This is a genomic window from Brachybacterium sp. P6-10-X1, from assembly GCF_001969445.1.
Classification (GTDB): domain Bacteria; phylum Actinomycetota; class Actinomycetes; order Actinomycetales; family Dermabacteraceae; genus Brachybacterium.
On sequence record NZ_CP017297.1, the window covers coordinates 2737332 to 2754896 of the forward strand.

19 protein-coding genes and 1 pseudogene are annotated in these 17565 nt (G+C 71.8%); 9 read left to right on the top strand and 11 right to left on the bottom strand.

Annotated elements, in window-relative coordinates:
* Positions 1-50 precede the first annotated feature (50 nt).
* Together BH708_RS12280 and BH708_RS12285 are read left to right on the top strand one after the other, a co-directional pair.
* On the top strand, positions 51-497 hold the full coding sequence (locus BH708_RS12280; RefSeq protein WP_076809053.1) for a hypothetical protein: 447 nt from the start codon (positions 51-53) through the stop codon (positions 495-497).
* 148 nt (positions 498-645) lie between these two features.
* Entirely contained in the window at positions 646-1425 is a 780-nt protein-coding gene (locus BH708_RS12285) for a GNAT family N-acetyltransferase (protein ID WP_076809055.1), read from the top strand.
* A gap of 242 nt (positions 1426-1667) precedes the next feature.
* Here BH708_RS12285 and BH708_RS19840 read toward each other — a convergent pair whose 3' ends face one another.
* A complete protein-coding gene (locus BH708_RS19840; protein ID WP_157235931.1) occupies positions 1668-1964 on the bottom strand; it encodes a hypothetical protein in 297 nt (98 codons plus the stop codon).
* A 1059-nt stretch (positions 1965-3023) separates the two neighbouring features.
* Here BH708_RS19840 and BH708_RS12295 point away from each other — a divergent pair.
* Positions 3024-4139, top strand: a complete 1116-nt coding sequence (locus BH708_RS12295; protein WP_076809059.1) for a PLP-dependent cysteine synthase family protein — start codon at positions 3024-3026, stop codon at positions 4137-4139.
* Between the two features lie 52 nt (positions 4140-4191).
* Here BH708_RS12295 and BH708_RS12300 read toward each other — a convergent pair whose 3' ends face one another.
* The 3 genes from BH708_RS12300 to BH708_RS12310 are packed head-to-tail and all read right to left on the bottom strand — an operon-like array spanning position 4192 to position 8029.
* Positions 4192-5508 carry a glycoside hydrolase family 32 protein gene (locus BH708_RS12300; protein WP_076809060.1) on the bottom strand — a complete coding sequence of 439 codons (1317 nt, stop codon included), beginning with the start codon at positions 5506-5508 and terminating at the stop codon, positions 4192-4194.
* Positions 5509-5543: 35 nt separating this feature from the next.
* Positions 5544-6812, bottom strand: coding sequence for an acyl-CoA dehydrogenase family protein (locus BH708_RS12305; protein WP_083713554.1), 1269 nt, complete (start codon positions 6810-6812; stop codon positions 5544-5546).
* Positions 6812-8029 carry an acetyl-CoA C-acetyltransferase gene (locus BH708_RS12310; RefSeq protein ID WP_076809061.1) on the bottom strand — a complete coding sequence of 406 codons (1218 nt, stop codon included), beginning with the start codon at positions 8027-8029 and terminating at the stop codon, positions 6812-6814. The genes BH708_RS12305 and BH708_RS12310 overlap by 1 nt, the downstream gene beginning before the upstream one ends.
* A gap of 257 nt (positions 8030-8286) precedes the next feature.
* Between BH708_RS12310 and BH708_RS12315 the strand changes: the two genes are divergently transcribed.
* A complete protein-coding gene (locus BH708_RS12315) occupies positions 8287-9075 on the top strand; it encodes a CoA transferase subunit A (protein ID WP_076809062.1) in 789 nt (262 codons plus the stop codon).
* On the top strand, positions 9072-9767 hold the full coding sequence (locus BH708_RS12320; protein ID WP_216639468.1) for a CoA transferase subunit B: 696 nt from the start codon (positions 9072-9074) through the stop codon (positions 9765-9767). The genes BH708_RS12315 and BH708_RS12320 overlap by 4 nt, the downstream gene beginning before the upstream one ends.
* A gap of 46 nt (positions 9768-9813) precedes the next feature.
* Here the strand turns inward: BH708_RS12320 and BH708_RS12325 are convergent, their stop codons facing one another.
* From BH708_RS12325 to BH708_RS12345, 5 genes are read right to left on the bottom strand one after another with little or no spacing between them, the layout of a single operon-like run.
* Positions 9814-10641: an ABC transporter permease gene (locus BH708_RS12325; RefSeq protein WP_076809064.1), complete on the bottom strand. Its 828-nt coding sequence runs from the start codon at positions 10639-10641 to the stop codon at positions 9814-9816.
* The gene (locus BH708_RS12330) at positions 10638-11795 is read right to left on the bottom strand and encodes an ABC transporter substrate-binding protein (protein ID WP_076809066.1); all 1158 of its coding nucleotides are present in this window, start codon (positions 11793-11795) and stop codon (positions 10638-10640) included. Before BH708_RS12330 ends, BH708_RS12325 begins: the two co-directional genes overlap by 4 nt.
* Positions 11792-12502, bottom strand: a complete 711-nt coding sequence (locus tag BH708_RS12335; RefSeq protein ID WP_076809068.1) for an ABC transporter ATP-binding protein — start codon at positions 12500-12502, stop codon at positions 11792-11794. Before BH708_RS12335 ends, BH708_RS12330 begins: the two co-directional genes overlap by 4 nt.
* Positions 12499-13641: an acyl-CoA dehydrogenase family protein gene (locus BH708_RS12340; RefSeq protein WP_076809070.1), complete on the bottom strand. Its 1143-nt coding sequence runs from the start codon at positions 13639-13641 to the stop codon at positions 12499-12501. The genes BH708_RS12335 and BH708_RS12340 overlap by 4 nt, the downstream gene beginning before the upstream one ends.
* A complete protein-coding gene (locus BH708_RS12345; protein WP_076809073.1) occupies positions 13638-14240 on the bottom strand; it encodes a DUF4242 domain-containing protein in 603 nt (200 codons plus the stop codon). Before BH708_RS12345 ends, BH708_RS12340 begins: the two co-directional genes overlap by 4 nt.
* A gap of 150 nt (positions 14241-14390) precedes the next feature.
* Here BH708_RS12345 and BH708_RS12350 point away from each other — a divergent pair, with 150 nt between their 5' ends.
* The gene (locus BH708_RS12350; protein ID WP_076809074.1) at positions 14391-14900 is read left to right on the top strand and encodes a GNAT family N-acetyltransferase; all 510 of its coding nucleotides are present in this window, start codon (positions 14391-14393) and stop codon (positions 14898-14900) included.
* A gap of 162 nt (positions 14901-15062) precedes the next feature.
* On the opposite strand, the pseudogene BH708_RS20370 reads toward BH708_RS12350, so the two are convergent.
* Positions 15063-15167 (bottom strand): annotated as a pseudogene (locus BH708_RS20370) (GNAT family N-acetyltransferase); the annotation flags it as partial.
* Between the two features lie 319 nt (positions 15168-15486).
* The gene (locus tag BH708_RS20015; RefSeq protein WP_076809076.1) at positions 15487-16245 is read right to left on the bottom strand and encodes an HAD family hydrolase; all 759 of its coding nucleotides are present in this window, start codon (positions 16243-16245) and stop codon (positions 15487-15489) included.
* Between the two features lie 147 nt (positions 16246-16392).
* Here BH708_RS20015 and BH708_RS20020 point away from each other — a divergent pair, with 147 nt between their 5' ends.
* Genes BH708_RS20020 through BH708_RS12375 form a run of 3 tightly spaced genes read left to right on the top strand, consistent with a single transcriptional unit; the run spans position 16393 to position 17555 of the window.
* A complete protein-coding gene (locus tag BH708_RS20020) occupies positions 16393-16665 on the top strand; it encodes a hypothetical protein (protein WP_076809078.1) in 273 nt (90 codons plus the stop codon).
* Positions 16666-16722: 57 nt separating this feature from the next.
* Positions 16723-17232 carry a hypothetical protein gene (locus BH708_RS12370; RefSeq protein WP_076809080.1) on the top strand — a complete coding sequence of 170 codons (510 nt, stop codon included), beginning with the start codon at positions 16723-16725 and terminating at the stop codon, positions 17230-17232.
* Positions 17229-17555, top strand: coding sequence for a transcriptional regulator (locus BH708_RS12375; RefSeq protein ID WP_076809082.1), 327 nt, complete (start codon positions 17229-17231; stop codon positions 17553-17555). Before BH708_RS12370 ends, BH708_RS12375 begins: the two co-directional genes overlap by 4 nt.
* The last annotated feature ends 10 nt before the right edge of the window (positions 17556-17565 follow it).

Below are 17565 nucleotides of genomic sequence, written 5' to 3' on the forward strand. Positions count from 1 at the left end.
ACAGCCGGCGCCGGGCGGCCCTACGGTGGGACGACGACCAGGGGGAGAGCATGCACGCATCCGACGAGGACAGAAGGGCGCGCAGCGCCGCGCGGGCCACCGAGCGCGTTCCGCTGTCGCTGCATCTGGTCGCGAGCGCGCTGGCCGCGCTCGGGGTGCTCGCGATGCTCGCCGCGCTCCCGCTACCCTCCGACCTCGACACAGGGATCGGGGTGCTGCTGATAGCCGGTGCCACGCTCGTCGTCGCCGGGGCGGTCCGGCGTCACGGACGGACCGGGGTGCGTGCGCTGTCGTTCGACCTCCCGTCGGCGGCGATGCTGGGGCTGGCGATCGTCTGGTCGCTGATGGTGCTGCTCGTCCCCGACGACTCCCCGATCGCGCTGCGCACGCTGGTGGGACTGGGCTTCGGCGTCGCCTTCCTCCTCGTGCTGCGCTGGGAAGATCGAGGGTTGGTCCGCCGGGTGTCACGGCGGCGCTCACTGGGACCCCGCGCCTGAGGGCTGCGGCGTCCGACGGGCCGACGGGCCGACGGTGGATATGTCACGCCCGATGGCATGACCCTTCGTCGGGAGCGGGGGCGAGGAGTAGCGTGCCGTCCTTCCCCGCCGACTCCGTCGGACTACTCCCCGTGATCCAGGAGCTTGCATGGACCTGCAGGACACCCCTTCTGTCGAGCCGCTGCACGTCAGCGCCCGCGAGGCGGATCTCCCGCCGAACGGCAGCGATACCGCCGAGGCCTTCAGCGGCTTCGATGCGTCGCTCGACAATCCGGCCTGGTCCTCGCTGACCGGACACCACGCCGACCTCGCCATCGGCAATGAGCTGGTGCGACGCTTCCCCGAGGACGTCTCGCCGTTCGTGGGCATCAAGGACTGGGACCATCCGGACGTGTGGGACGCGATCCTCGAGGTCTTCGGGCACGGGGCATCGGTGGGCGTCTCCCACGCCGATCCACTGCTGCCCGAGGGCTGGGCGCCGGTGTTCTCCATCCCGGGCGTCCAGCTCGTCCAGACCGAACGCGTCCGGGCGCGGCCCGACGAAGAGGCGGTCGAGCTCGGCGCGGCGGACGTGGAGGACATGCTCGCCCTCACCGAGCGCAGCAGGCCCGGCCCGTTCCTCCCCCGCACCCACGTGCTGGGGCGGTACGTGGGGATCCGTCGCGCCGGACGGCTGATCGCGATGGCCGGCGAGCGCCTGCACCCCGCGGGCTGGACCGAGATCAGCGCCGTCGCGGTCGATGAGGACCACCGCCGCCAGGGCCTCGCCTCCCGTCTGGTGCTCGATGTGGCCTTCGGCATCCAGCAGCGAGGCGACCGGGCGCTGATCCATGCCGCGGCGACCAACACCTCGGCGATCACCGGGTACGAGAAACTGGGCTTCGCGCTGCGCCGCCGGCTGACCTTCGGGGCGGTGCGGACGCCCTGAGCCCGGTACGGGGGCGGGACGTCTGGTGCAAGTGCTCTATCGCAGTACGCAATACGTGGATGACGTCGCACTTGTGGAGTGATTGCCCGTTCGATGAGGTCGCGGCTCGCCTAGGCACAGGTTGCCCGGTATCGACGGGTGGTCGATCACGGGGTGGCCTGTAACGGACCTCTCACACGAGAGCCTGCGCGTTCTCAACAGCGGCAGAGAATCTTGCTCGACCAGTCTTCATTCAAGGTAGTTCACGATTCGTGAGTGTCATCCTCCCATTGCGGTGCGGAAAGGTCAACTGAATCGACGGAGATAATCCAGACTAAAAATTTGTTGTCCAGGTCTGTATGTTTTTCCACCCATGCGTGCGCAACCTCACGTGAAACAAATACGGCCAGCGGCGCGGGGTCCTCCCGTGCGTCCGCCTCCCAGACCCCTCCCGAAACGACGACCCAGACGCGGTGCTGAGATCTGGGCAGCGGGCCGTCTGCGACGCCGAAAGTTTGCCAGTGAATGCCGGCGTCTGGTTCCGCGAACTCAATTTCCACTGCTCGGTCTTCGCGCGTGACCGCTCCGAGTAGCGGATGGTTCGGCCCAAAGTCTGCTTCACGCGAGGATGGCACCTCACGGAAAACTAGATGGACAACTGTTGAGGCTGAATTCATGAGGAGCACGGAATTTTGGCTTGGCTAACGGGAGCGACTCCGGTCGAGTAGTAAGTTTCCCCGTTGTACACGACCTTCCCCTTGGCCGACCCCGACCACCAGCGATCGGTGTCTTTCGAAGGACACAGGAAGGCAGTACCCTTACTGCTCAGCGCCGCAGCGCCGTGGTTGATGTTGGATGACCCTGAAGTCGGGACATTTTCTTTCCACAAGAGCCCTTGCTTCTCTTGCAGTCGCATATCATGCCGGATTGATGTTACATCCGTTGAACACTTCGTATACGTTTTGAAACCGACGGAGTTATACTGAATCGATTTTCGCAGGTAAACTCCCTGCACGCTTAAAGTGCAAGGGCCGTACCTCACGGCTGCTTGCCGCTTCGCCTCTGGAGTACTGTCGCCGGACTCTTCTTCTTCGATTGCAGCAAACTTCGCCTCCGCCCCTTCGGGGGAGTCCGCCTGAATATACCGCCCTTCGGGTCCCGTCGAATGTGGTGGCGGGGGCGCGTCGGGCTCGCCGCCATCCGAAGGTTCGGCCACTGCTGGCGAAGCGGCTAGAGCGACCGCAGAAAGCGCCACGATGAACAGCAGTGGGGCGCGAAGCAAATCCCTGCTTCTCACAATTTCCTTTCCGGGAAACAATTTGCGTCTCGAATATTTCGGGAACACTAAAGCGACATATCGTCAGAGGTAAAGAGGTTCACATGCAAGATAGCACAGTGATAATCCTCGCTCGCAGTCTTCATCGGCGTGATGGCGATCGTGCTGAGCTCCGTCCCGCACGATTCCTCCCTGCTGCTTCGCGCTGCCGCCACGATCCTGCTGCCCTGCGCCTTCTTCGCGCTCGCCCGTTGGGACGATGCCCGCACGGTCGAGCTGCTCCGGGCCGGCACACGCCCGCCACACGGGCCGGAAGGGCGCCGACCCCCGGTACCGTCGCCCTATGCACCATGAGGAGACGGGGCTGGCGCAGCTCGAGGACGTGGACCGCAGCGACGATTCTCTGCGGGCCTGGGTGGCCGAGCGGATCCACCGGCTGGAGGCCGACGACCGCCGCTCCGCCGATACGCACCTGGTCACCCTCGACCTGCCCGCCTCATGGGACATCCAGCTGTACCTCAAGGACGAGTCCGCCCATGTCTCTGGCAGTCTGAAGCATCGCCTGGCCCGCTCCCTGTTCCTGTTCGCCCTGGTCAACGGGTGGTTGCGACCCGGGATGCCGGTGATCGAAGCGTCCTCGGGTTCGACGGCGGTCAGCGAGGCGCACATGGCGCGGATCCTGGAGATCCCGTTCATCGCGGTGATCCCGCGGGGCACCAGCTCCCGCAAGGTCGCGCTGATCGAAGCGGCGGGCGGGCGCTGCCACGTCGTCGAGCGCGCCGATCACATGAGCACCGAGGCGCAGCGCCTGGCCGACGAGCTGGGCGGGCTCTTCCTCGACCAGTTCTCCCACGCCGAGCGCGCCACCGACTGGCGGGGCAACAACTCCATCGCGGTCAGCGCCTTCGGCCAGCTGGAGCTGGAGCCTCATCCGGTGCCGCGCTGGATCGTGGTCGGTGCCGGCACCGGGGGCACCAGCGCGACCTTCGGCCGCTACCTGCGCTACCGCCGCCTGCCCACCGGGCTGTGCGTCGCCGATGTGGAGAACTCCGCCTTCTTCGACGGCTGGGTGGAGGGCGACCCGACCGTCACCACCGAGGCCGGTTCGCGGATCGAGGGCATCGGCCGTCCGCGGGTGGAGCCGAGCTTCGTGCCCGGCGTCGTGGACCGCATGATCCGGGTGCCGGATGCGGCCTCGGTCGCGGCGGCCCGATACCTCTCCGAGCGACTCGGCCGACGGGTCGGCGCGTCCACGGGCACGAACCTGGTGGCGGTCGCGCGGCTGGTCACGCAGATGCGCGAGCGCGGTGAGACCGGCTCGGTGCTGACCCTGCTGTGCGATCCCGGCGACCGCTACACCGACACCTACTTCGACGACGACTGGGTCGCGGCCCAGGGCTGGGACCTCGATCCCTGGCGAGCCGAGCTGGAGGAACTGCTGCCGCTGGGCAGTCTCTGAGCGGCTGGCGTCCATCGCTCGGCCGGGGGAAGGGCACCTCTCCCCGTTGCCGTCAGCTCCTCCCGTCGGGCCGCTCCAGCAGCCAGGCCACCTCGAGCTCGCCGCGCACCCGCATCGTGTCCCCGACGTCGGGGTAGATCCGCATCGTGCGTGGGGTGGCGCCGTCCGGGATGAGCTCGAGCAGGCTGCCGTCCAGGAACACGGTGGCCGGGCCGTCGTCGACCGCGAGCACCTCGGTGGCTCGACCATCGGGGCCGACGATCTCGACCCGCACGGCCCCTCGGACACGGGCCTCGGCACGTGCCGGGACCGGAAGATCCAGCGTCTCCCCGTCCGTGATCTCGAGACGGTCCCCACGCAGCGCCCTCAGCTCGTCCGGGACCCGCGCGAGCAGCAGGTCCCCGTCGAGACGCAGCTCGCGGGGGAACGTGAGCGTCCCGGCCCAGCCCTGCGCGTCGGTCTGCTCCTGGGTGCGTTCGAGACCTTCCCAGGACCAGCCCCACAGCAGCACCCGGTCGCCGTCGACGACGGCCTGCGGGGCGTAGAAGTCGGGGCCGAGGTCGACCTGGCCGCCCGTCGACGGCAGGAACTGCGCCATGCCGTCGGCGCCCGCCGCCATGTCGCCCACCAGGTAGTTCACCTGGATCGTGGAGCGCTCTGCGCGGTCGGGATGCCGCCACAGCGACAGCAGCAGCACCCAGCGTCCGTCGAGCTGCACCAGCTGCGGGCATTCCCAGAGGTCGGCGGGAGCGTGCTCGGCGGCGACCGCGTCATCGCCGCGCACCAGCGGGCCGACGTGCTCCCAGCGCTCGAGGTCGTCGCAGGAGTACAGCAGGATCGCGGGCACGTGCTCCTCGCCCTCGCGGGTCCCGGCGCCCTGGATCGCCCAGCGCCGGCCGCCGAGGGAGAGGACGAAGGGGTCGCGCACGCCGATCAGGCCGGGGATCGGTGGGACGTCCGCCGCGACGACGCCCGGTTCGACCAGCTCGGTCGCGGACTCGTCCAGACGGGCGACGACGACGCGGGCGAGCTGGTTCTCCACCCCGTCGACGCCGGAGTAGATCAGGGTCGGCACGCCGCCGGGGTCCTCGGTGCGATCGATCAGGCCGACACCGCTCCAGCAGCCGTCCTGATCGGCCTCGCCGGGACGGGGGCTCGGCCCCAGCGGCTCCTCGCGCCAGCTGACCAGGTCCGGGGAGGACATGTGCCCCCAGTGGATGGTCTCGTGCCGCGCGGAGGCCGGGTTGAACTGGAAGAAGACGTGCCACCGCCCGTCCTCGGTGCGCAGGATCCCGTTGGGGTCGTTGAGCCAGCCGCGGGGGTGGACGCGGTGCAGGACGGGGAAGCGAGGGTCGGCGGTCTCGGTCATGGGGGGCGTCTCCTGGTCGGGGGCGAAGTCACGGGTCACGCGAAGGCGCTCACCCCCGTGATCGACCGGCCCACGATGAGCGACTGCATGGTGTCGGTGCCCTCGTAGGTGTGCAGGGCCTCGAGGTCGCTGCGGTGGCGCACCACGCGGTTCTCCAGCAGGATCCCGGAGCCGCCGAGGAGATCGCGGGCCTCGGAGGCGATCTCTCGGGCGGCGCGGGAGTTGTGCACCTTGGCCAGCGAGGCCTGCTCGGGGCGGATGGTCCCGCTCGCCTCGAGCTCCGCGATCCGTACGCAGTACAGCTGCATGGAGGTCAGGGTCTGCAGCATCGAGGCCAGCCGCACCTGGACGTGCTGGGCCTTGGCCAGCGGTCGCCCGAACTGGATCCGCTTCTGGGCGTGCTCGAGCGCCGCCTCGTAGCAGGCGATCGCGTGGCCGAGGGCGCCCCAGGCCACCCCGGCGCGGGTCGCGAACAGGACCTTCGAGGTGTCCTTGAAGGAGCGGGCGCCGGGCAGGCGGGCGTCCAGCGGAATGCTCACGTCGGTCAGCGTGATGTGGGCCTGGTCGATGGCGCGCAGGGCGACCTTGCCGCGGATCACCTCGGCCGCGTAGCCGGGCAGCACCTGGTCGACGAGGAACCCGCTGACCTGGCCGTCCAGCTCCGGCTGGGACTCGTCCTGAACGCGGGCCCACACCACCGTGAGGTCACAGCCCGCGCCGTTGCCGATCCATCGCTTCTCGCCGCGGAGCACCCAGGAGTCCCCGTCGCGCCGCGCCACCGTCTCCAGGGACACGGAGTCGGAACCGTGGTCGGGCTCGGTGAGGGCGAAGCCGGCGTGCTCGCGGCCGGTCACCAGCGGCTCGGCCCAGCGCTGCTTCTGCTCCGTCGAGCCCAGCAGCATGATCGAGCGCAGGGCGAGGCCGCCCTGGACGCCGACCATGGTGCCCACGGACCCGTCGAGGCGCGAGAGCTCCATGTTCACCAGGCCGGTCCCCAGCGGCGTGAGGGTGCGGTGACCGGGCACGTCGAGCCCGTCGGTGAGCAGGTCGAGCTCGCCGAGCCGGCCGATCAGGTCCCTGGGGTACTCCCCCCGCTCCCAGCAGTCGTTGATCCGCGGCAGCACCTCGTCGGCCAGGGAGCGGGCGGCGGCCCAGGCTGCGAGGTCCTCGCCGGCCACGTCCTGGAACAGGGCGAAGTGGTCGGCCTCCGGGGGCAGCAGCTCCGCCGGCGTCGAGGCGGAGGCGTCGGGCGCGGAGACGACGGCGCGCTCGGTGCTGACGGAGTCAGAGGTGGCGGTGGTCATCAGGACATCCTTTCGATGATGAGGGCCATGCCCTGGCCGCCGCCGACGCAGAGCGTGGCGAGGCCGAACCGGTCCTCGCGCTCCTGCAGGCCGTGCAGCAGGGTGGTGGTCATGCGGGCGCCGGTGGAGCCCCAGGGGTGTCCGAGCGCGATCGCGCCGCCGTGGACGTTGAGCCGGTCGTGGTCGATGCCGAGGTCCTCGGCCGCGGGGATCACCTGGGCGGCGAAGGCCTCGTTGAGCTCGACGAGGTCGATGTCGTCGATGCTCATGTCCGCGCTCTTCAGGGCGCGGCGGGTGGCCTCGACCGGTCCCAGGCCCATGATCTCGGGGCTGAGGCCGGAGACGCCGGTGGCGACGATGCGGGCCAGGGGTGTGATGCCGAGCTCGGCGGCGTAGTCGGCCTCCATCACCACCAGTGCGGCGGCGCCGTCGTTCAGCGGGCAGCAGTTGCCGGCGGTGACCGTGCCGTCGGGGCGGAACACCGGGTCCAGGCCCCCGACGGCTTCGGCGGTGACCCCGGCGCGCGGGGAGTCGTCGGCGCTGACCACGCTGCCGTCGGCCAGGGCGACCGGGGTGATGTCGCGCGCGAAGAAGCCCGATGCCTTCGCGGCCTCGGCGCGGTTCTGGGAGCGCACGGCGAAGGCGTCCTGCGCCTGGCGGCTGATGCCGCGCAGCTCGGCGACGTTCTCGGCGGTCTGGCCCATGGCGATGTACGCATCCGGCAGCTCGCCGTCCTCGCGCGGGTCGTGCCACGGGGCGGGGATCTCGCGGGAGGCGCGCTGCGCGGTGCGCTCCCAGGCCTGCTGGAACAGCGGGTCGCGGGTGTCCTCGTCCACGAGCCTGCCGGAGCTCATCGAGATCGACTCCACGCCGGCGGAGATCACGGCGCGGGCCTCGCCGGAGCGGATCGCGTGGAAGGCGGCGCGGGTGGTCTGGACCGAGGAGGCGCAGAAGCGGGTGACGGTCGCACCGGGCACGGCATCCAGCCCCAGGCGCACGCCGACGGTGCGGGCGAGGTTCCCGCCCTGGTAGCCCTCCGGGATCGCGCAGCCCAGCTGCAGGTCGTCGATCGTGGTCGGGTCGAGCTGCGGGACCGAGTCCAGGGCGGCGCGGATCATCTGGGCGACGAGATCGTCCGGACGGACGTCCTTGAGCGAACCCTTGCGGGCGCGGCCGATGGGTGAGCGGTGGGCGGCGACGATGACGGCCTCAGGCACGGAGATCTCCTTCGATGACGGTATCCGTGGGCGGGGTCGCGGCGACGGCGGAGGCCGAGCGCGACGACCGGCTTTACCGATACTAAGCGTCCTATGTACTTAGGGGGAAATGCAAGGACGATCCGACGAGCACGCCCCGTATCGTGGCTCGTAGCCGCTCGGCTCTCGCGGACGAGGCCGCGGACGGCGGGAGGCCGACCCCGGAGCACGCGCGGCGACGACGGGGCGACGACGATCCGATCCAGGAGGACTGCACGATGAGCATGGACAAGACGGTCGCCACCCCGGCCGAGGCCGTGGCCGACGTCCCCGACGGCGCCACCCTCGCCGTCGGCGGCTTCGGACTCTCCGGCAACCCCGTCCAGCTGCTGGCAGCGCTGCTGGAGCAGGGAGCCGGCTCCCTCTCGGTGGTCTCCAACAACTGCGGTGTCGACGACTGGGGGCTCGGCCTGCTGCTGGGCGCCGGTCGTATCGCGAAGATGACCTCGTCGTACGTCGGCGAGAACAAGGAGTTCGCCCGCCAGTACCTCGAGGGCGAGCTCGAGGTCGAGCTGGTCCCGCAGGGCACGCTCGCCGAGAAGCTGCGCGCCGGCGGCTCCGGCATCCCCGCCTTCTACACCCGCTCCGGGGCAGGCACGCAGATCGCCGAGGGCGGGCTGCCGATGAAGTACGACGGCCGGGGCGGGATCGCGACCTCCTCGCCGCCCAAGGACGTGCGGGTCTTCTCCCTCGGCGACTCGGAACCGCTGGAGTACGTGCTCGAGGAATCGATCGTCACCGACTTCGCCCTGGTCCACGCCCTGCGCGGGGACCGCCACGGCAACCTCGTGTTCAACAAGGCGACCCGGCAGTTCTCGCCCCCCGCCGCCATGGCCGGGAAGATCTGCATCGCCCAGGTCGAGGAGCTCGTCGAACCCGGCGGGATCGACCCCGACGCCGTCCACCTGCCCGGCGTGTACGTGCACCGGGTGGTGGAGGTCGGGACGGACATCGTCAAGCGGATCGAGAAGCGCACGGTGCGCACCACGGAGGGAGCGGACTCATGAGCCAGGACGCACAGAACGCACAGATCCCGCCGAACGAGCAGGTCGGCTGGGATCGCGAGCAGATGGCGGCGCGCGCCGCGCAGGACCTGCCCGATGGGGCCTACGTGAACCTCGGCATCGGCATGCCGACGCTGATCCCGAACCACATCCCCCCCGGCCGCACCGTGGTGCTGCAGTCCGAGAACGGGATCCTCGGGGTGGGCCCCTATCCCGACGAGGAGCACGTCGACCCCGACCTCATCAACGCCGGCAAGGAGACGGTCACGGTGCTGCCGGGGGCGAGCTTCTTCGACTCGGCGACCAGCTTCGGGATCATCCGCGGCGGCAAGCTCGACGTCGCCGTGCTCGGCGGCATGCAGGTCTCCGCCCGGGGCGATCTCGCCAACTGGATGGTGCCCGGCAAGATGGTCAAGGGCATGGGCGGCGCGATGGACCTGGTCCACGGGGCGAAGCATGTGATCGTGCTGATGCAGCACACCTCCCGCGACGGGGCGCCGAAGATCCTGCCCGAGTGCACTCTGCCGCTGACCGGCAAGAACGTGGTGAACCGGATCATCACCGACCTCGCGGTGATCGACGTGGCCGGCACGGCGGAGCAGCCGCGTCTGGTGCTGGTCGAGACCGCTCCGGGCGTCAGCGGCGAGCAGGTGCGGGAGGCCACCGGCGTCGAGCTCGGCGACCCGGCGAGGTGAGCTGGGCGAGCCGGGGAGATGAGCTGGGCGAGCCGGCGCGCCGATCTCAGCGCGCGGGACGTCGGGGGCTCAGCAGCAGCCGGGCCAGAGCATCGATCGCGGCGCCGAGCGCGCCGATCACCAGGATCACCACCAGCATCTCGTCGTAGGCCAGGCGGTCGCGGGCGTTGAGGATCTCGTAGCCCAGGCCGCTGGTGACGCCGAGCATCTCGGCAGGCACCAGCACCACCCAGGCGATCCCGAGGGCCAGGCGCACCGACTGCAGCACCGCGGGCCGCACGGAGGGGATCACGACGGTGCGCAGGATCTCCCCGCGGCGCGCCCCCAGGGTGTGGGCGACGGCGACGAAGCGCTGGTCGATCGAGGCCACCGCGGCCGAGGTCCCCAGCAGGATCGGCCAGATCGCGGCGGCGGCCACCAGGAACACCACCGGTGCGGACCCGACCCCGAGCAGCGCCACGGCCACCGGCGCCCAGGACAGCGGCGAGATCATCCGCACGAACTGCACCGGCCCCGCGCTCGCCCAGCGGGTGGGGCGGTGCATCCCGATCAGCGCTCCGAGCGGGATCCCGGCCGCCGCAGCGATCAGGAGCCCCAGGAGGAGCCGGCCGGTGCTGGTCAGCAGGTCCTGGAGCAGCACTCCGGTGGACAGCAGGGAGACCAGCGCCTCGGGGACCCTCCACGGGGACAGGGCGGCGAGCATCGGGCTGCCGACGCCGCCGACGGCGGTCGCGGCCCACCAGGCGATGACCGTCGCGGCGGCGCCGACCAGCCCCCAGGCCCAGGGCGCGGCGCGCTGCGCACCGGCGGGGCGCTCGGCGCCGGCCGCCCCGGGTGCGGCGTCGGCCTCGAGATCCGTGGGGGCGATGCTCATGGGTCGATCTCCTCGGGGTTCTCGAGGCCGGTCAGGGACGCGGGGTCCAGGCGACGGGCGGCATCGCGCAGCGCCGCGTCGTCGACGACCAGGCCGTGGGCGTCCTCGGCGTCGATCCGCTCGAGCGCGCCGAGCGGGGCGTCCAGCAGCGTCGTCCGCATCTCCTCGACCAGCCGGGTGGTGAAACCGGGTCGCAGCACGGGGGTGAAGTCGATGGTCTCGCCGTGCCAGGCGGGGTGCTCGACGTGGGCATGGCCGGCATCGGGCCGGTTCAGCGCGGCGGTGATCGCGGGCAGCGGCTGGGGCAGGTACCGGCCGGAGAGCTCGGCGGCGACGGCCTCGCGGTCCTCCCGACAGTCGCGCTGGGCGCGCACGAGGGCGTCGGCGACGGCCTGGATCTGCTCCGGGGGCCGCTGCAGCAGGCCTCCGGTCGCGACGGTCACGCAGCACGGGTGGGAGCGCCACACATCGCCCAGGAACCGCCCGATGACGCCGACGTCCTTCCCCTCCGCCATCGCGTTGAAGGGGTCCGCGACGGTGTAGCCGCCGATGGAGCCGGCGTCCAGGGCGGGGATCATGTCGGAGGGCGCCATCGGCACCAGGGTGACCTCGCCGCGCTCCCGCGAGGGCGTGCGGCGCACGACGGGGGTGAGTCCCTCGGCGCGAAGCATCTGCTGGACGATGACGTTGTGGATCGAGAACCAGGCGGGGATCCCGATCGTGCGGCCGGCGAGCGCGCCGACCTCCGGCACCTCGCGACCGAGGGTGAGCGCCGACCCGTCGACGTGGTTCGCCCCGAGCACGCGGATGTCCGCCCCGAGGTCCAGGCGCATCTGCAGCGCCATCGGGAACAGCAGGTGGACCACGTCCGCGCTGCCGCCCAGCAGGGTCTCCCCCATGGAGGCCCAGGAGCGCAGGCGCACGGGCTCGGCGACCTCGATCCCCTCCTCGGCGAAGTAGCCGCGGGCATGGGCGATCAGCAGTGGGGCGGCGTCGGTGATCGGCAGGTAGGCGATCCGCAGCGGGCTCTCGGGGTCCACCGGGGCGGCCTCGCCGCGCCGTGCGCCGAGCCCCAGCCCGGCCCCGGCGGCGCCGGACAGCAGCAGGGTGCCGCCCGCACCGAGCAGGGACCGACGGCTCGGCCCGGCTCTCACGCCGTCGCTCCGAGGGAGCCGGCGCGGTAGTGCGCCAGGATCTGCTCCCGGGTGGTGCCCTCCTCGCGCGGGACCCACTGGGCGGTGATGCCGCGCGGCCCGTCGAGGTAGACGATGCGGTCGGCGACCGCGAGCGCCTCGTCGACGTCGTGGGTGACCAGCACCGCGGCGGTCCGCACCGCGGTGAGCACCTCGCGCAGCCACACCTGCAGGTCGGCGCGGATCGCGGGATCGAGGGCGGAGAACGGCTCGTCGAGCAGGATCACCCCCGGGTCCACGGCGAGCGCGCGACCGAGGGCGACGCGCTGGGCCTGCCCGCCGGAGAGCTCGGCGGGCAGGGACGCAGCGAGCTCCGCGATACCGAGCGAGGTCAGCAGCTCGGCCACCTGCCCGGGCCCGGCTCGCCCCGCGTTCGCGGCGTAGCGGCCTCCGAGCCCGACGTTCTCGGCGACGGTCAGCCAGGGGAACAGGTCCGGGGACTGCGGAACGAGGGCGGGACGACGGGCGTCGACGCCGCGGTCGACGACGCCGTCCTGGGGCTCCTCGAGCCCGGCGAGCAGGCGCACCAGGGTCGACTTGCCGGCCCCGGAGGCGCCGAGCACGCAGAGCGTCTCGTGCTCGTCGACCTCGAGGTCGAGGCCCTGCAGCACGGGCCCCGATGCCCCCGGGTGCCATCGCGTCACCTGGCGCAGGGCGAGGTGGGTCATGTCCCGCTCCGGGGTTCCTCGCCCGTCCCGGCGAGGAGATGGCGCAGGTGGATCTCGGTCGGGGACTGCACGGGCAGGAAGGCCGCCTCGCGGGCGCGTCGAGAGGTGTCCGAGCCCAGCGCGTAGCCGCGACCGCCGACCGTCTTCTGCTCGAGCCGGGTAGCGCGCCCGGCGAGCAGGGCGGTCTCCAGCCTCACCGCGACCAGCTGGGCCCCGGGGGCGTCCGCGGCACCCGCGGCACCCGCGGCATCTGCCGCGCCTCCCGCACCGGCCGGGTCCGTCGCGCCCTCCGCTCCCTCGACAGCGCGCACGAGGTCCTCGCGCAGGGCCTCCCAGTCCTCGCGACCGGCGTCGAGCTCCCCGGCGAGGACCCGCCGGGCGACGGGGTCCGCGGCGGTCTCGGCGGCATCGAGCGCCGCTCCTGCGAGGCCCAGGCACATCCCGCTCTGGAGCAGCAGGAAGGCGGCGCGGGCACGGTCGCGGAACGCGGGGACGTCCTCGGTGAGCACGTCGTGCGGCGCCACGGCGACCTGCTCCAGACGGAGCACGCCGGAGGACGTGCCGTCGAGCGCCGCGAGCCCGACCAGGGGCTTGACGGTGACGCCCGCGGCGCCCCGCGCGACGCGCACGATCGCGCGTCGGCCGTCCTCGAACCGCACGGGCAGCACGATCCAGGAGCCGGGCCGCAGGTTCGAGCACCAGGGCAGGACGCCGCTGACGGAGACCGCGCCGCCGGCCCGATCCGTGGCGACCAGGGGGATCTCGCCGAGTCCGGCCTCCTCCTTGTAGGCGGGGGCCATGCCGGAGGCGAGCGCGAGGGTGCCGGCCTCGGCGCCGTCGGGAGCCGCCGTCCCGGTGACGGCGTGGTATTCGAGGGCGGAGCGGTGGCCCCACAGGGAGAACGCCGTCGCGGTGCAGCGGCGCGCGAGGGCGTGGACCACCTCGACCTGGAGCGGCAGGGGCGAGGAGAGCAGGCCGTGCTGCCCGAGCGCACGCAGGGTGTCCCAGGGGTCAGCGGCCTCGCGGTCGACGGCGCGGGCGCGCTCGCCCGCCTCGTCGAGCACCGGCAGTGCTGCCGCGGGGAGCTCCGCCAGTCCCAGGCCGGTGCGCTCGGCGACCGCGAGCGCCGCGGCGGTCACGAGCTCTTCGCCCCGAGGTCGATCGCGCCGAGGGCCCAGATGCGGTCGATCGGGGTCTCGACGGCCTCGCGGGCGCGGACCACGGCGTCCTCGTCGGGCGCGTCGTAGAAGCACAGGCACTTGGCGGTGTCCTCGCGCACGTAGGTGCGCAGGAACGACGTCTCGGGCACCTGCGCGTACTTGGGGGCGTTCGCCTTCTTGCGCGCCAGGTACTTCTCCATCGTGATCTCGGCGGGGATGTCCCACTCGACGAGATATCCGGCTCCGCGACGCAGCGCCTTGATGTCCTCGAGCTCCGCACCGACCAGGCGCACCTCATCGGGCCCCTCGACGGCGGCGGCCACGTCACCGAGTGCCGCGGAGAGCGTCCCGGCGGCCTGGGCGGACTCGGCCTCCACGATGGTGAACAGCCGGGAGTGGTCGGCGGCGACCTGGGATTCGATGAGCTCGCCCACGGCGCTGTTCCCGGAGTCTCCGGAGTCAGTGGAGTCAGTGGAGTCAGTGGAGTTCCCGGAAACACGGAGCAGGGCGTCGAGGACGGCCTGGCTGCCGTCGCGGGTGGCGGAGGCGGGCTCGATCTCGAGCAGGAACATCGACATGTCGCACCTTTCGTCGGGTGCTCCGGGATCTCACACCCGAAGCGGAACTTATGGCGAGCATAAGGCCTTCCCGAGCGACCATGCATCCCCCGCTGCGCGAGGACCCCCGGGTGCCTGTGACCCGTTGCATCGCCCGGCAGAATCGGGGGCATGAGCACCGACCCCTCCCCCGACTTCACGCTCGACACCCCGCGCCCCGAGGACGCCGAGGCCCTCGCCCGGATCCACGTGCGCGGCTGGGAGGTCGCCTACGCGCATCTGATCGAGGGCGAGCGGTGGTTCGGGCAGGAGGCGGTCGAGCGACGCACCGCGCAGTGGACCGGGATCCTCTCGCAGCAGTCGCCCGAGCATCGACTGCAGATCGGCCGTGACGCGGACGGCACTCCGATCGGCTTCGCCTGGGCCGGACAGTCTCGTGACGACGAGGCGCCGCGGCCCCGTGAGCTCTGGGCGCTGTACATCGACGAGGCCTGGTTCGGCACCGGGCTCGGTCGCGCCCTCGCCGAGGCGATCCTCGAGGAGGGCCCGGCGAGCGTCTGGGTCGCCGAGGAGAACCCGCGGGCCAGGCGCTTCTACGAGAAGCTCGGTTTCGCGGCCGACGGCGCCACCCAGGTCGAGGAGCACCTCGGCGGGATCCGGGAACTGCGCATGGTGCGCTGACCGCGCGCCGGGTCAGCGCCCCGTCGCGGGGAGGTCTCGGAGCACCTTCGTGGTGACCAGCAGGTCGCCGTGCCCACCCTCGGGGGCGAGCGTGCGCGTGGTGACGAAACCCAGCTTTCCCAGCACGCGGAGCGAGGTCGAGTTCCAGGCCCAGACGGTCGCGTGCAGGCGCTCGATCCCGGTCTCCCGTGCCCACTGCTCGACAGCGCGGGCGGCCTCGGTCGCGTACCCCTGCCCCTGCGCCCGACGCAGCAGCTCGAAGGCGATCTCGGGCCGGGATGGTCAGGATCCAGCGCGTACGCGCCGGGGCCGCCCTCGACCAGGCCGCAGTAGCCGATCACGTCCCCCTCGGTCTTGCGCTCGAGGGCGGGCAGGCCGAGCCCGGCCGTCGCGTCGGTCCGTCGGATCCGGTCCTCGAGATCGGCGACGGAGGGGCGACCGTCGGCGTCGATCCGCCGGTGCGCCGGGACGCGGGGGTCGCGCTCGATCCACAGCTCACGGTGGATCGCGGCCTCCTCGACGCGCCAGGACCGCAGCAGGAGGCGCTCGGACTCGAGCAGGTTTCCGCCCGCCGTCGATCGGTCGCTCATGATCCGCTGCCCGCCGACAGCACGAGCGGCACGAGCATCTCGAGCCCCTCGACGCGATGCGGGTCCGTCCCCGTCGCTCCCCCACGGTCCAGGTGCACGGCCTGCAGTCCCGCGGCGACGGCGCCGTGCATGTCGAGCTCGGGATCGTCCCCCACGTGCAGGACCCGCGGCGGCGCCGTTCCGAGCGCCTCACACACCGTCAGGTATGCCCGCGGATCGGGCTTGCGGCACCCGATCGTGTCACTGGAGAACGTCCCCACCACGAGTTCCTCACAGCCGAGAGCACGCATTTTCCGCTGCTGCCGATCGTCGGGCCCGTTCGTCAGCACGGCGACAGGGACGTTCGCGCTGCGCAGTCCACAGAGGAACGGCACCGCGTCCGGGAATCCCACCCAGGAGGCCTCGTAGACGTCGACGTACTCGGTGTAGAGCGCATCGAGGGCCGCCTCGTCCTGCGGCATCGACCCCCGGCCGCTCGTCTCCTGCACCTGCTCCAGCAGGTGCAGGATCCTTCGCCGGCGGTATTCGGTCCTCCCGAACTCGCCGGCCAGACGACGTCGCATGAGCTCGGCGGCCGTGTTCTCCCACTCGTCGGCGAGGCGCTCGAGGGGAGGCGCTCCCCGCCGCTCGAGGAAGGCGAACAGCCCGAGACGCGCAGACCTGCGGTGGTCGAACAGCGTGTCGTCAAGGTCGACGACGACCGCCTCGATCGGGAGCGCGGCCTCGGACGACGTGGACCTCCAGGTCTCGGCCATGGTGCCAGGATGCCAGACCTCGTCTCCTGCGAACCGACCGGCTCCACCCCCGGTCGCGGCCTCCACCCCCGGAATCCACCCGCGGGATGACGGGCCCGCGCTCCCCGTCGGACGCGCCGGCCCCCTCCCCGGCGCGATCGTGAAGACATGAAGAACGCGACCATCGCCACCAGCCGCACCCGAGCCACCACCGACGACCTGATCGACTACCGCCCGCTCCCCGCCGCCTGGGGTGACGTCGAGGCATTGCACGCCGTGCGCGCCGCCCGGGCCGGCGCCGCCGAGCGCGGCCTGGACCCGACCACCGTGGAGATCACGGGCACGCCCGAGACGCCTCGACCCGCCCGCGAGTCCTCCCGTCGCCGGCGCGGCGCGCACCGGCGTCGGGGCCACGGGCTCCGCCGCCTCGCCGTCGCCTGAGCCGGCGCCGCCACTCATCCTTTTCCACATCGGCAACCGATGTGTAGACTTTCCTCCATGGAAAGTGATGCCGCCGCAGCCCGGTCCCCCGAGCCCGCCGACCGCGACGCCCCGAGCACGGCCGAGGCGCGCACCGCCCTGGACGCTCTCGACGCGGACGGCGCACTGCTGGCACAAAGCGTCATCACTCCCTGGTGGTACCACCCGATCCTCGCGCTGATCGTGGCCGTCATCATCGGCTCGCAAGCGCTGCCGGGCAACGGAGGTCTCATCGTCCTGCCCCTGGCTCTGCTCGGCCTGACCCTGCTCGTGGTGACCTACACCCGTCACGCCGGCGTCTCCGCCACACGGCCCGTCGGCCCGCGCAGCCGGCGCCTCCTGGTCGTGCTGGTCTGCCTCATGATGCTGGGCCTGGTCAGCAGCACCGCTCTCAAGCTCACGGGCTCCTCCCCCACCTGGGCACTGCTCCCCGCCGTCGTCGTCGCCCTCGCGACCCTCGTCCTGGGCCGACGCTACGACGACGCCCTGCGCACCGAGCTGGCCCGCCCCCCGTCGGCTCGGCCGTGAACCACTCCCCGGAACCCGCCTTCCATGAGGTCATCCATGCCCCGGTGCGGCTGCGCATCTGCGGCCTGCTGCGACAGGTGGACGAGGTCGAGTTCTCCGTCGTCCGCGACACGCTCTCGCTGCGCGACGCCCACCTCTCCAAGAACCTCACGGTGCTGGCCGAGGCCGATCTGGTGCGACTGCGCAAGGAGACTTCTCCCGAGCGCTCCGACGCCCGCCGCCTCACCTGGGTCGCCCTCACTCCCGACGGGCGCGCCGCCGTCGAGGCGCACCTGGCCGCGCTGCGCGCCATCGCCGACGGCGAGCCCTCGAGCCTCGGCTGAGCGATCCCGT